Consider the following 13779-nt stretch of genomic DNA (forward strand, 5'->3'; position numbering starts at 1 on the left):
CAACCATTTTCCATCACGCTTTACCAATAACTAAAACGCGAGGACGCGATGATGTACGACGCCGACCAGTCCGGAAAAAACCGTTCCTTTACTCTTACGACGCTTTCAGCTGCGATTGCCGTTACCACGGCTCTGAGTAGCGCTGCCTACGCCGCCGAAATCGAAGAAGTAGTAGTAACCGCCCAGAAACGTGCAGAAAACCTGCAAGACGTACCGATTGCCATCTCCGCATTCACCGGTGACAGCATGAAAGCCATGGGCGTCAAGAATCTGACCGACCTGGGTAAATTCACCCCGGGCGTAGAGATGAACAACGATACCCCGCTGCAGCCGACCTACAGCGTACGGGGTATCGAAACCGGTGACTTCACCGTAGGTTCCGACCCTGCAGTAGCCGTTTACGTAGACGGTGTTTACACCGGCCGTGGCGCTGGTGCTGAAATCCCGCTGGCAGACATCGAGCGTGTCGAAGTACTGAAGGGCCCGCAGGGCACTCTGTTCGGCCGTAACGCTACCGGTGGTGCCATCCACATTATTTCTACCAAGCCTCAGGCTGAAGATACCGCTGAACTGAACATGACAGCAGGTAACTACGGCCGCGTTTCCAGCGACCTGCTGCTGAACAAGCAGCTGAGCGACAACCTGTACGGCCGCTTCACCGCGTCCACCAACCGTCGTGACTCCTTCGCTGACAACCTGGCGAACAATTTCGAAGTGGGTAACATCGATACCCAGACTTACCGCGCATCCCTGCTGTGGGAACCGACTCCGGACACCGAAGTTCTATGGCGCGCCGAGTACGGCATCATGGACCAGGGCAGCGCCCTGCGTAGCTCCATCGTACCGTCCCTGCAGGCGGCTGACGGTGGCACCGATGTGTTTGGCGATTACGCGCTGGATACCGCAACCATCGAAGATCGCGATTCCTGGGGTACCTCCCTGTCCATCGTGCATGACTTCGACAACTTCACCTTCACCTCCATCACTGCGTACCGTGGCTTCGAAGCTCACCTGCAGCAGGATGAGGACGGTACCGCGAACCCGGACTACATGTTCGGCTCCGCCAACTTCGATGATCAGACTCAGTTCTCTCAGGAGTTCCGCCTGAACGGCGCGACCGACACCCTGAAGTGGACCCTGGGCGCTTCCTACTCTCGCGAAGAGCTGGAGCACACCACTGATGCTTACTTTACTGCAGGTTCCCTGGAATCCTTCGCAGTATACGAAGGTGTTAAGGCCGCCTTTGCCGGCTCCGACCTGACCACTACCCAGCTCGAAGATGCTGCCTATCAGCAGCGTCAGCTGATGATTGCCGGTGGTCTGGAAGGTGCAGCCGTATCAACCTTCATCTACGACCTGATGGTACAGTCCGGCCAGGCCGACGCGCTGCTGGGCGCCCTGGGCGCGCCTTCTACCATTACCGCGAGCATGCTGAACCGCGATCAAATGATCGGTCAGCTGATGGCTGGTATTACCCCATGGGTAATGGCAGACACTCCGTGGAACGAATCCGTATTTAACGCCGGTGATTACCGCTCCGCAGCGATCTACGGTGATGCGACCTGGAGTCTGACCGATAAGATGGATCTGACCGTCGGTGCACGTTACACCGCCGATGAAAAAGATTTCTCTATCGTAAGCGACTACCAGAACACTCTGCCGATCGCATTCCTTGGTGGTGACGTAGCTCTGATGGGCCCCGACGGTCAGCCGCTGGGCATGTCCATTACTCTGCCCGCGGGCCAAGTTGCTGCAATTCCTTTCGGTATTGCGTTTAACAACAACGGCGTCCAGAACCTGAACCAGCAGCTGAGCGACTCCTGGAGCGATCTTTCTGGCCGTATCGTGCTGGACTATCGCTGGAACGACGACGTAATGACCTTCATCTCCTTGGCCGACGGCTTCAAGGCGGGTGGTTTCAACAGCTTCAGCGCCGCACCGGGCATCGACCCGTCCTTCGACCAGGAAAGCGTTACCAACCTGGAAATCGGCCTTAAGAGCAGCCTGTTCGACAACGCGGTACGCTTCAACGCTTCTGTATTCGCCTACGACTACAAGAACCTGCAGCAGCTGGACCTCGTTGGTGCGCCAATCCCCAACTACTACCTGCGTAACGCAGATGCGGAAGGTCAGGGCGCTGAGTTCGAAGTACAGTGGGCCGCAACCGACAACCTGTTCATTGCCGGTAACTACTCCTTCCTGGATACCGAGTACACTCGCTACCAGATCATCGAGTCCATTGGCGAAACCGAAGCGGAAAACTCGCGTGTTGGCCAGCCTCGTGTAGGCACTCCTGAGAACAAGTTCAACATCATGGCTGAATACACTTGGGAGCTGGCTGCCGGTGGCGACGTATCCATCCGCGGTGATTACAACTGGACCGACGAGCGTGTTGGCTCCATCAGCGACCCAGCCCGTGTTATTCCGGACTACCAGCTGATGAACCTGCGTGCAGGCTGGAACAGCGCCTCTGATCAGTACTCTGCTGCCCTGTGGGTACAGAACGTCACTGACGAAGAGATCGCTGGCGGCTACGGCGGCACCGGTGCAGCCATCGGCGCAAGCCCGGGCTGGCGCTACATGCCTCGTATGTACGGTGCTGACTTCACTGTGCGCTTCTAAGCACACCAGTAAGTCGTGTCACAGGGCGCCTAGCGCCTACGGAAAGGGTCGGCCATGCCGGCCCTTTTTTTTGTGCTGCAATAAGTGGCGCCAGACTCTTCGTGAAACAGGGATCTGCCATGGGAAACGGCCTAAATGCTTGTATGATCAAAGCACTCGATGCCGTTCTCGGGACAAGGAATGAACCTGATTTCAGAGTTGGACCCAGCAGTAAACCAAGCCGCGACCAGTAAACCGACAACCCTTTACTGGTGTTCTGAAGAAACCCGTACTCTCAGCCTCGATGAGCGCAGTGCTTTGCTGATGCAGTATCAGAGTGTCCGCCAGCAAACCGAGCGCATCGTGCAGCCGCTCTCCCCGGAGGACCTCCAACTGCAGTCCATGCCGGATGCAAGCCCCGGCAAATGGCACTTGGCGCATACCAGCTGGTTTTTTGAAACTTTCATCCTGCAGCCGCATTGTCCCGCCTACGACGGCTTCCACCCTGAATTCCATCACCTCTTCAACTCATACTACAACGCACTCGGTACACCTTTTTCACGGCCACAGCGCGGCCTCCTTTCCAGGCCATCACTCGACCAGGTATTTGCCTACCGCCAGCATGTCGATAGCGAAATTGCGCGCTGGCTCATTGAAGAAGAGGTCGATGGCGACCTCGCCAATCTACTCGTTCTCGGCCTGAATCATGAGCAGCAGCACCAGGAGCTCGTGCTGACAGATATCAAGCACGCCTTGTCCATAAACCCGATATTTCCAGCCTATAAACAAGAATCGGACGAGTCGCACACTGAGCGAGACAGCCTTGCGGGGCTGAGCTGGTTATCGGTCCCAGAAGATACCTACACCCTCGGCGGTGATGGCAAAGCCTTTGCATTCGACAACGAAGGGCCTCCGCATCAACGCTACCAACCAGCTTTTCGCATCGCGTCCCGCCTCGTCACCAATGGCGAGTACCTGGCTTTCATGAAGGCGGGCGGGTACCAGCAGCCGCGCCTCTGGCTTTCCGATGGCTGGGCGCACGTCAACCAGAGCGAACGTCGTGCACCCTTGTATTGGCGGGAGGTGGAAGGTACTTGGTATGAATTTACGTTGTCTGGGCTGCAGCCGCTCGATCTGGATGCCCCCGTCTGCCACGTGAATTTTTATGAAGCCGATGCATTTGCCACCTGGGCCGGGTTCCGCCTGCCGACCGAATTCGAGTGGGAGATTGCAGCATGGTTACATTGCCAACCCGATGCTGCCGAGCGCGGCAACATGCTGGAAGCCGGCCATTTTCACCCGCAACCCGAGCTTGATAATTTTGACGCACAAACCAGCGCCGAAGGGCAGGGAGCGCAACTGCTCGGTAACGTCTGGCAGTGGACCAGCAGTGCCTATCAGCCATACCCGGGCTTTAAGGCCAGCGCGGACGCGGTAGGGGAGTACAACGGCAAGTTTATGTGCAACCAGATGGTATTACGTGGCGGTTCCTGCGTAACGCCTCGGAGCCATATTCGCATCAGCTACCGCAACTTCTTTTACCCCCACCAAGTCTGGCAGTTTACCGGTATCCGCTTAGCTGGAGATGACCTATGAATATGGCGGCACAACAAATCGCTGCAGTGGAAGCATTCGAGCAAGATGTGCTGAGCGGTCTTTCGGCCTCGCGCAAGACGTTGCCCTGCAAATATCTTTACGATGAAGCGGGGTCGCGAATTTTTGAAAGGATTTGCGAACTCGAAGACTACTACCTGACACGCACGGAAGCCGCGATCTTCGCCGAACAACTCGACAACATTGCGGCGCGGCTTGGCGAGGACGTCGTATTGATCGAACCGGGGGCAGGGAACTGCGAGAAAGCCGAGCCTCTGCTGCAACGACTGGTAAGCCCCAGCGGCTATCTGCCAATGGATATCTCGCCGGAAATTTTGCTGGCGGCGCGCGCGCGAATCCAGCGCTCACTGCCTGACCTTGAGGTTGTGCCGGCTGTGGGGGACTTTACCAGCGCGCTTATCTGGCAGCGGCTGCCCGCCACTTCCGGTCGCAAGGTGGTGTTTTTCCCCGGGTCTACGATCGGCAACTTTACACCTGACGCTGCGTCAGAACTTCTGCAACTGTTTGCTGCCCGACTGCGCCCCGGCGATGGATTGTTACTGGGGGCGGACTTGGTAAAAGACTCGATTGTGCTGGAGCGTGCCTATCACGATAGCGAGCATGTAACCGAAGCATTTAACAAGAACCTACTGCATCGTATCAATCGTGAGCTGGACGGATCCTTCAATGTCGATAATTTTGCCCACCGCGCCTTCTACCACAGTCGACGTCAACGTGTAGAGATGCACCTGGTGAGCCTTGCGCAGCAGAATGTAAACGTCTGTGGGCGCACATTCCTGTTTGAAGAGGGTGAGACCATCCACACAGAAAACAGCCATAAATACACGCTCACGGGCTTGCAGGCGCTGCTGAATAGCACCGGCTTTGCCCCGCGGCAGTACTGGACCGATAACCAACAACATTACGCCATTTTATATGCCGAAATTCATTAAACTCTGCGGTACCAAAGCGCTTGCTGGTGCAATCTTCGCACTACTACTGGTGGGTTGCAGCAGCACTAGCTATGCCCCAGAAAGTGAAGCGTCGCGAGACCTCGCCAACAGCATCACGGTGTACAAGTCGCCATTCTGCCTGTGCTGTAACGACTGGATTACCCACCTGGAAAGCAACGCGTTTTCTGTGGCCAGTGAAAACGGCCTGGATACGGCGAGCGTCAAGCAGCGGTGGGGGGTGCCCGCCACCATGCAAGGCTGCCATACCGGAGTCTGGAACAATCAGTATGTTTTTGAGGGCCATGTCCCCGCCCGGCTGATCCGTCAATTCCTCGCCAATCCGCCCAAAGGCAGCATTGGTCTTGCGGTACCGGGAATGCCCAAAGGCAGCCCGGGGATGTATCGCGGCAAAGACTTTGAGCCCTATGTGGTGTACGCGATATTGCCGGGCGGCGAATATCGCTTCTATGAAAAAGTCACTGCGCCAGAGGCTGGATGAGGGCATTCTAGCCCGCAGACTGGATTCCATACGCGCCAGCCGATACGCTTGCAGCCCCCACCAGATTCCACATCAGGGCTGCACGCATTTTGAATACCGCCTCCATTACAGATCAGCCAGCAACCGCGCCATTTGAACCCGCGACAGGGCTGGCAAACTGCCACCTGCAAACCATCTTTCCGGTCTTTCACCGCCCAAAACCCTGGATTCGGACCCAACTGCAGTGGCTCGCCACGCCTGACGGCGACCGCATCGGCTTGCACACGCCGGTGCGCTTGCGCGATGACCCCACACGACCGATCGTGCTGGTGCTGCACGGCCTGGAGGGGTCGGTGGAATCCTCTTACATTCAGGGGCTGATGCCCGCTCTCCAGGCCGCGGGCTTTCAGGTGGCAGTGATGCACTTCCGCGGGTGCGGTGGTATCCCGAACCTGTTGCCGCGCGCTTACCACAGCGGCGATACCGCGGACCCTCGCTGGGTTGCAAGTCAACTGACAGCGCACTACCCAAACACCCCCTTGATGGCAGTGGGCTATTCCCTGGGTGGGAACGTGCTGCTTAAATGGCTGGGAGAAGACGGCGCGCGTAGCCCGCTCTCGGCTGCGGTATCGGTATCAGCACCCCTGGACCTGCACTTGTCGAGCAAACGCATGAACACCGGCTTCTCCCGGGTCTACCAAAAACACCTACTGGACAGCTTGAAGAAAAGCCTCAGCCGCAAGGCCCAGGACCCGACACTTGCGCAAAAAATGCCACAGCTGAACGCACCGCGCGCATTCAGTAATTTTCGCTACTTCGATGATCACTTTACGGCGCCGCTACACGGATTCAGGGATGTGGATGACTATTACGATCGCGCATCCAGTCGCCCCCATCTTATCGACATCGCGCGGCCCACTTTTCTGATTCACGCAATAGATGACCCATTCGTCTCGCCCAAAGCCATCCCCTCAGCCACCGATGTGAGTCGTTCGGTCACGCTCGGCATCAGCAAGCGGGGAGGGCACGTGGGTTTTGTCAGTGGCAGCCTATGGCAACCTCGATACTGGCTTGAGGAGGCAATTCCAGCATTCCTTCGCGCTCACAAGGCCGTCTAGCATTTATTTCGCTTATTCAGTTTCGCAATGTAAGCAATTGGGCAGGCCGCTATTTCGCGCACTATGAACAGTGTGGTCGATTTTTCTTTGCAGTAGAGCCGCAATGTTCCTCGGCGCGGCAATCTTCTGACTATTCTGTTAAGTGTGTTGATCTACGTGTATTCGACGATTGGTTTATTCGACTATCCGTTTGTTCGACGACAGTTTTGCTCGGCTGCGCCTTTAAGCATGCGTCTACGCGGCTGGGGGCGTCGAATGTCGATGCGCACTTTCCCGGACGGTACCGGGCAGGAGTAACTTGTGAGAAAACCGCACAGCTGCACTCGACGGATTGGCCATCGCCTGGTCAGCGTAGCCCTCGGCACTACGCTCGTCGTAGGGGCCGGCGCGCTCGCCACGCAATCCGTGTCTGCTTCGATCGGTAGACATGCGTCTCAGGCGGAAACTGCCGTGCAGGCCGACCAGGCCGCGATTAACGCGGCCTACGCAGCACTCGACGCAATGGGAAAAACCCTCGCCAGTCAGAAAAAGCTCGCCTACGACGTCAGCATGGTCACCGATGTAATCACCGGTGAGGGCAAAAAGCTGGCCGTGAAAGGTAAAGCGTCGGTGCGCTTCGAGCGCCCGGATCACTTGTTTGTGGATTTAAAGACCGACACGATGGAGCGTCAGTTCTACCACGATGGCAATCAGTTTACGGTAATCGCCAAAACGGATGGCTATTACGGGCAGCTTCCCGCTTCAGCAAGTACCCGCGAGGTACTCATCAGTACCGCAAAAGATTACGGCATCGAGATACCCGTGGTAGACCTGCTCGAGTGGGGGACGCCAGAAGCGCGCAAGATTGAACTCAAAAAAGCGAAACGGGTGGGCGAAACCACACTGGATGGCAAAGCCGTGGAGCACTGGGCGTTACATAGCGGCGGCCTGGATTGGGAAATCTGGATCACGACCGGTGACAAGCGACTACCGATGAAGCTCATCACCACCAACAACCATCTTCCAGAGAAACCGCAATTTATCGCCGAAGTACATTGGCGGGACGCGAGCTCGATTAACGACACGATGTTTTCGCCACACCTGTCCAGTGATCTGAAGCCGATTACGTTCACCAAAATCCAACCTGCACCGGAGGCCGGACAATGACAAGCACATTGAACCAAGTCTTGCGGGGGGGTGTCGCGAGCGCGGCAATACTCGCCGTCCTGTTGGGCGTTGCCCCCGATGCGGGAGCGCGCCCGGGCTTTCATGCAGGCGGCATGCACTTTGGTGGCGGCTTCATGAACATCGCGCCGCACTTTCGGGGAGGCTTCCGCCCGGAGCCGGGGCTGCGGGATGGAACCGCATACCATGGCATCAGACCTGAACTGCGACGCGAACTGGGCCCGGAGCTACGACGTGAACTTCGCCCGGAAGAGCGCCTGCGGCCCATTCCCGAACACGGTGGTGCCGGGCACCATGGCGGCGGCGGCCATAACCATCCGAAGCATCCCTACTGGCCAGGTTACTGGGCCGGTGTGGCGGCGGGTGCTGCAGCTACCGCGGCGACGGGGGCCTGGGTTTATACGTTACCCGCATCCTGTACCGCGGTCAGCGTCAATGGGGTGACCTATGAAAACTGCAGTAATACCTGGTATCGGCCAAAGTACGCCGGCTCGCAAGTTGTCTACGAAGTGGTAGAGCCACCTCGCTGACGGACCAACCAAGTCAGGGCTAGCAGGACTCGGCTAAACCCGCCATTGACTTAATAGTCCCTTTCCCATAACGTCGCACCCGCGATCTGAGGTGCCTTCTACCTGTCTTCTCGGCAACGAGTCAGCAGGTTGGGGAGGTTAAACGGGAAGTCCGGAATTCCGGCGCTGCCCCCGCAACGGTGATCCACTGCTCTTTCTTGTTTAAGAAATATAAGTGGTCAGCCCGATACCGGCCTCTAATCGAATCACGATGGAGCGGAGGGCTACCATCCTGCAAAACCTTTTCCTGCGCCTTGGCGTAATGTTTTGCCATTCCTCCCTCGATCCCATGCGCATTTGTCCTTAGGGGTTGAACTTGAATAAGATCTTACTTTCCTCGGCCTTACTGGCCGCGAGCAGCGCACATGCGCTCGCGCAATCTTCCAGCGACAGTACACCGTCATCGATTCCAAGCCTGGAAACGGTTGTCGTCGTCAGCACGCGTCAGGCTACGCCACTGCGTCATGTCGCCACTTCCGTAACCACAATTGATGAAGAACAGATCAAGGCGCTTGGACACACCGCCTTGTCCGAGATTCTTCGCAGTGTGCCTTCGGTTTCTATTTCCAATACCGGTGGAATGGGCAAAACCACTTCATTACAGGTCCGGGGAGAGTCTGGCTTCCGTACCCTGGTGCGCATCGACGGGATCGATATATCCGACCCCACAAGCACGCAGGGCGGTGCACACGTGGAGCATATCCTGAGCAGCAACCTGAGCAGAATCGAGCTGCTGCGTGGCCCGCAAGGCATGCTTTACGGTGCAGACGCTGGCGGGGTACTGGACATTTCCACCCGCACAGACAGCGAGGCAATTGAGTTCAACGCCGGTGCGGAAGCGGGAAGTTACGACTCCCAACGTTACAACCTAAGCAGCAGTGGCTCCGTCGGCCGCGCAGACTTCTATGTAGCGGCAGCAAAGGCCGATACCGACGGCTTTAACACCAGCACCGGCGACGTCGTCCTGAAAGATGACGACGGCTACAACAACGCTACCGTACATTCACGTGTTGGCTTCAATTTTACGGAGCAGTGGCGTGTGGAAGCCGTTGTGCGGGATACCGATGCGACATCGGAGTACGACCGCTGCGGCTGGTCGCCGCAGGTCGATGATTGCTCCTCCGAGTATGCACAGAAAAACCAGCGTCTGAGCCTGACCCACACGGGTGAAGATAATCAGCAGGAATTGGCGTATACCCGCTCTGATCTCAGCCGTACCTACCGTACGGAAGGCATAGCGACCTATCAGGTAGAAGGTGATCGCGAGCAATTGAACCTCAATGGAACCCTGGACATCACCGGCAACCATGGCGTTGTTTACGGGATGGAACGACGAGAAGATACCTCTCTGGAGCTTTCCCGCGATCAATGGGCTGCGTATACCGAGTATCAGGGCAACATCGCCGAGCAGGCCTTTATGACCCTCGGGCTGCGCCATGACGATAATTCAGACTTTGGTGGTCACAACAGTTTTCGCGCAAGCGCCGCCTACGTGTTCAATGAGGTCGCGAACGGCTCGTTGAAACTGAAAGCGAGCTACGGCACCGGCTTCCGCGCGCCCAGCCTTTCCGAGATCAATTACAACCGGAATTTCTATCCCGACCTACCAGCACTAACCCCCGAGGAAAGCCGTGGGCTCGATTTGGGTGCCGAGTACTTCTACCGAGATACACTACATCTGGAACTTGTCCTGTTTGACCAGGTTGTGGATGATGAAATTTGGTTCAACCTTGCGGACTACAGCTACCGTCAGGGTGGCCGCAGTACATCTAACGGTGCGGAACTCATCGGCGCGATGCAATTGGGTGAAGCGCTCACCGTTACAGCAAACTACACCTATACCGATGCAGCAACGACAGACGATATCGCGCGACCGCGACGCCCACGCCACATGGCAAACCTCGGCGTAACCTATAAGCCCACGGAATTGCTGAGCCTGGCAATGCATACGCGCACCAGCAATGATGCCATCGATATTGACGGCTCCGCTTTGGACGACTATCAGGTAGTCGACGCAAGCCTTCGCTACCAACTCAACAACACCATTACCCTCTACGCCCGTGCAGAAAATTTGCTGGATGAAGATTATGCGGAAGCCGCAGGGTTTAACACTGCAGATCGGGCGACCTACGCCGGTTTCGAGCTGCGTTACTGATCACACAGCCACTACCTGAATGAGATGACCATGTCGGAGCAACCGCAAGACAAAAATGCACGGCACAAAAAAGCCATGCAAAAGCAAAAAGCCAAGGTGGACGCAAACATCGCCGCCGCCAGTACAGAGCGGGGCGTTTCGATCCTGCTAACAGGTAATGGCAAAGGCAAGTCGAGTTCTGCTTTCGGCATGGTCATCCGCGCACTCGGTTATGGTCACAAGGTCGGCGTAGTACAGTTCATCAAAGGTGCGCAGCTTTCCGGCGAGGAGCTCTACCTGAAAAACCACTGCCCAGACGTCACCTTGTACCAGATGGGAACCGGGTTTACCTGGAATACACAAGATCGTACCGGCGATATTGTCGAAGCGGAAAAAACCTGGGCAGTCGCCGCGGCGCTGCTCCAGGATGCGAGTTATGACCTGGTTGTGCTCGACGAACTCACCTATATGCTGGGCTACAAATACCTGGATGAGGATATGGTACTCGACGCGCTTAAACACAGGCCCACCGAGCAAAGTGTGGTGGTAACCGGGCGCGGAGGTGGCAGTGCGCTGCAAGAAATCATGGATACCGTATCCGAAGTGAAAGATATCAAGCATGCGTTCAAGGCCGGCATCAAAGCGCGCCAGGGCGTCGACTACTAAAGCAGTGTACTGAGCATGCCCGCATTAATGATTCAGGGAACCACTTCGGACGCCGGGAAAAGCACCTTGGTAGCCGCACTTGGCCGTTATTTTGCGCGTTGCGGGATGCGGGTTGCACCTTTCAAGCCGCAAAACATGGCCTTGAATAGTGCGGTCACCAGCGACGGTGGTGAGATCGGTCGCGCCCAGGCATTACAGGCACAAGCCTGTGGTGTCGAGCCACATACGGATATGAATCCGGTACTGCTCAAACCGGCGTCGGATATCGGCGCGCAGGTAATTATCCAGGGTAAAGTACTGGGCAATATGCAGGCACTGGATTATCACCACTACAAAACAACGGCAATGAATGCGGTTCTGGAGTCATACGCAAGGCTCGACCGCGATTACGAGCTGGTACTTGTGGAAGGCGCCGGCAGTCCCGCGGAGATCAATCTTCGCGACAACGATATCGCCAACATGGGTTTCGCCGAAGCCGTCGATTGTCCGGTGGTACTTATCGCAGACATCGATCGTGGCGGGGTGTTCGCACACCTTGTGGGCACGCTCGAACTCCTGTCTGAGTCTGAACGCAACAGGATTGTGGGCTTTGTCATTAATCGGTTTCGTGGCGACCTCGCGCTTCTACAGTCAGGCCTCGATTGGCTCGAAGAGCGCACCGGTAAGCCAGTGCTCGGGGTGCTGCCGTACCTGCATGACTTGTACCTCGATGCAGAAGACGCAATTAGTACCGAGCAAGCACGCCGCGAGTCGAAATTGAAAGTGGTGGTACCCGTATTGCCGCGCATCAGTAATCACACCGACTTTGACGCGCTGCGCTTGCACCCAGAAGTCGACCTGCAGTTTGTGAGTGTGCGCGAGGCACTGCCCGCATGTGACTTGGTGATCCTGCCAGGCAGTAAAAATGTGCGCGCAGACTTAAACCACTTGAAAGAACACGACTGGCAGTCTCAGCTCGACCGCCATCTGCGCTATGGTGGCAAACTGATCGGTATCTGCGGTGGCCTACAGATGCTAGGTCACAGTGTGTGTGACCTGGAAGGCATCGAGGATCAGCCTGGCACCGAATCAGGCTTCGGCTATCTGGATTTCTCGACGACACTCACCCCGCAAAAAGCACTGAAGAATGTTTCTGGTTTGCTCGCGCTGAATCGCGGCACCACGGAAGTTCCCGTACAGGGCTATGAAATCCACTGTGGCATTTCCCATGGCGGCGGACTGAACAATCCAGCCATGCTTATTCAAGATAACGGCGGCTTGAAGCCAGAAGGGGCCATCAGTCACGACAATCAAATCCTCGCGACCTACATTCATGGCCTGTTCGACCTGCAAGACACGCAACAAGCCATTTTGCACTGGGCCGGGCTCGACTCCGACGCAGCAGTGGACCTTAGCGGCCACCGAGAACACCAACTGGATCGCCTCGCCGATATGGTCGACGAGCATATGTGCAAAGACTGGCTCAAGAAGCTAGCAACGCACCCCACATAGCGACATGGCCCTGAGAAACGATGCTGCGCACATTGCTTAATCTTGTCATTACTGCCTGGATTCTCGCTTTCCCCACCCGCGTGTACGCCGGTGACCCAACAATGACGCCAATACGCGTCCAGGGCGCAGATGGTGTCTGGCTGGAACTGGAGCAGCCTGCAGAGCGTATCGTCGCGCTCGCACCAAGTATTGTGGAAAATCTGTATAGTGCGGGAGCAGGGCATAAGCTCATTGCTGCGATCGGCAGCGATTACCCCGAAGCAGCGCGTGAGTTACCCGAGATCGGCGACTACCAACTCATCAATTACGAAGCGCTACTTGTGCTGAAGCCAGACCTTATCATCGCCTGGTCCTCGGGAACCGGTAGCCGCAAGATCGATAAGCTGCGAGAACTCGGCTTCACGGTATTTGTCACCGAAACAAAGTCTCTGGAAGACATCGCACGCAACGTGCGCACCCTGGGTGAAATAGCCGGCACTAGCCATACGGCTGACCAAATGGCCAGTGACTGGACACGGCGCCTACGCAACCTCAAGCGCAATAACCAGAAAAAAGCACCGGTGAGTGTTTTGTACCAGGTATGGCACAAGCCACTGCAGACGCTAAATGGTGACCACTTGATTAGTAACGTCATTGAGACCTGTGGCGGCCGCAATGCATACGAAGATTCGGTCGTGCTAGCACCGCAAATCAGCGTCGAATCCGTACTGGATCGCGACCCAGATGTGATTATCGCCAGTGGACTGGGCGAAACACGCCCGCAATCCTTGGATGATTGGAAACGCTACCCAGGACTCACAGCGGTCAAATTCAACAACCTGTTTCATGTACCACCCGATATCATCCAGCGTCACACTCTGCGCGTTCTCGACGGCATGGCGCTGGTCTGTGACCAACTGGACCAGGCTCGCAGCAACAAGATTCGCGCATCTGACGCTGCAAAGTAGGCTGCTAAGTAGAAAGTAATGCCCAAAAGGCAGTTTCTCCCACCCGCACCCATTTCTCGCCAATT

Annotated in this window: 11 protein-coding genes and 1 riboswitch; all 11 genes read left to right on the plus strand. The window is 56.5% G+C overall.

The genetic code is table 11. The features are described 5' to 3' along the window. The first annotated feature begins 48 nt into the window (after positions 1-48). The 11 genes from AS89_RS0101090 (at position 49) to AS89_RS0101140 (ending at position 13714) form a co-directional block, all read left to right on the plus strand. Positions 49-2622 carry a TonB-dependent receptor gene (locus AS89_RS0101090; protein WP_100169208.1) on the plus strand — a complete coding sequence of 858 codons (2574 nt, stop codon included), beginning with the start codon at positions 49-51 and terminating at the stop codon, positions 2620-2622. 180 nt (positions 2623-2802) lie between these two features. Then, positions 2803-4197: an ergothioneine biosynthesis protein EgtB gene (egtB, locus tag AS89_RS0101095; RefSeq protein ID WP_010130393.1), complete on the plus strand. Its 1395-nt coding sequence runs from the start codon at positions 2803-2805 to the stop codon at positions 4195-4197. Further along, positions 4194-5147 carry an L-histidine N(alpha)-methyltransferase gene (gene egtD, locus AS89_RS0101100; RefSeq protein ID WP_010130394.1) on the plus strand — a complete coding sequence of 318 codons (954 nt, stop codon included), beginning with the start codon at positions 4194-4196 and terminating at the stop codon, positions 5145-5147. Before egtB ends, egtD begins: the two co-directional genes overlap by 4 nt. Continuing rightward, entirely contained in the window at positions 5131-5646 is a 516-nt protein-coding gene (locus AS89_RS0101105) for a DUF411 domain-containing protein (RefSeq protein ID WP_010130395.1), read from the plus strand. The genes egtD and AS89_RS0101105 overlap by 17 nt, the downstream gene beginning before the upstream one ends. An 89-nt stretch (positions 5647-5735) precedes the next feature. Next, the gene (locus AS89_RS0101110) at positions 5736-6743 is read left to right on the plus strand and encodes a hydrolase (RefSeq protein ID WP_010130396.1); all 1008 of its coding nucleotides are present in this window, start codon (positions 5736-5738) and stop codon (positions 6741-6743) included. 300 nt (positions 6744-7043) lie between these two features. Further along, positions 7044-7889 carry a DUF2092 domain-containing protein gene (locus AS89_RS0101115; protein ID WP_138976343.1) on the plus strand — a complete coding sequence of 282 codons (846 nt, stop codon included), beginning with the start codon at positions 7044-7046 and terminating at the stop codon, positions 7887-7889. Then, the gene (locus tag AS89_RS18030) at positions 7886-8437 is read left to right on the plus strand and encodes a hypothetical protein (protein WP_010130400.1); all 552 of its coding nucleotides are present in this window, start codon (positions 7886-7888) and stop codon (positions 8435-8437) included. The genes AS89_RS0101115 and AS89_RS18030 overlap by 4 nt, the downstream gene beginning before the upstream one ends. Positions 8438-8525: 88 nt before the next feature. After that, positions 8526-8674, plus strand: a riboswitch (cobalamin riboswitch). Between the two features lie 118 nt (positions 8675-8792). Then, a complete protein-coding gene (locus AS89_RS0101125) occupies positions 8793-10631 on the plus strand; it encodes a TonB-dependent receptor plug domain-containing protein (protein WP_010130401.1) in 1839 nt (612 codons plus the stop codon). A 24-nt stretch (positions 10632-10655) separates the two neighbouring features. Next, on the plus strand, positions 10656-11276 hold the full coding sequence (gene cobO / locus AS89_RS0101130; RefSeq protein ID WP_010130402.1) for a cob(I)yrinic acid a,c-diamide adenosyltransferase: 621 nt from the start codon (positions 10656-10658) through the stop codon (positions 11274-11276). Positions 11277-11291: 15 nt separating this feature from the next. Next, entirely contained in the window at positions 11292-12767 is a 1476-nt protein-coding gene (locus tag AS89_RS0101135; RefSeq protein ID WP_029249681.1) for a cobyric acid synthase, read from the plus strand. 20 nt (positions 12768-12787) lie between these two features. Then, on the plus strand, positions 12788-13714 hold the full coding sequence (locus tag AS89_RS0101140; RefSeq protein WP_010130404.1) for a cobalamin-binding protein: 927 nt from the start codon (positions 12788-12790) through the stop codon (positions 13712-13714). Positions 13715-13779 lie beyond the last annotated feature (65 nt).

This window comes from Microbulbifer agarilyticus S89 (assembly GCF_000220505.1).
Taxonomy (GTDB): Bacteria; Pseudomonadota; Gammaproteobacteria; order Pseudomonadales; family Cellvibrionaceae; genus Microbulbifer; species Microbulbifer agarilyticus_B.

Excerpts from the sequence above, each read along its gene's own strand:
- egtD (WP_010130394.1), top strand. The coding sequence starts at position 4,194 with ATGAATATGGCGGCACAACAAATCGCTGCAGTGGAAGCATTCGAGCAA.
- AS89_RS18030 (WP_010130400.1), top strand. The coding sequence starts at position 7,886 with ATGACAAGCACATTGAACCAAGTCTTGCGGGGGGGTGTCGCGAGCGCG.
- cobO (WP_010130402.1), top strand. The coding sequence starts at position 10,656 with ATGACCATGTCGGAGCAACCGCAAGACAAAAATGCACGGCACAAAAAA.
- AS89_RS0101090 (WP_100169208.1), top strand. The coding sequence starts at position 49 with ATGATGTACGACGCCGACCAGTCCGGAAAAAACCGTTCCTTTACTCTT.
- AS89_RS0101105 (WP_010130395.1), top strand. The coding sequence starts at position 5,131 with ATGCCGAAATTCATTAAACTCTGCGGTACCAAAGCGCTTGCTGGTGCA.
- AS89_RS0101140 (WP_010130404.1), top strand. The coding sequence starts at position 12,788 with ATGCTGCGCACATTGCTTAATCTTGTCATTACTGCCTGGATTCTCGCT.
- egtB (WP_010130393.1), top strand. The coding sequence starts at position 2,803 with ATGAACCTGATTTCAGAGTTGGACCCAGCAGTAAACCAAGCCGCGACC.
- AS89_RS0101135 (WP_029249681.1), top strand. The coding sequence starts at position 11,292 with ATGCCCGCATTAATGATTCAGGGAACCACTTCGGACGCCGGGAAAAGC.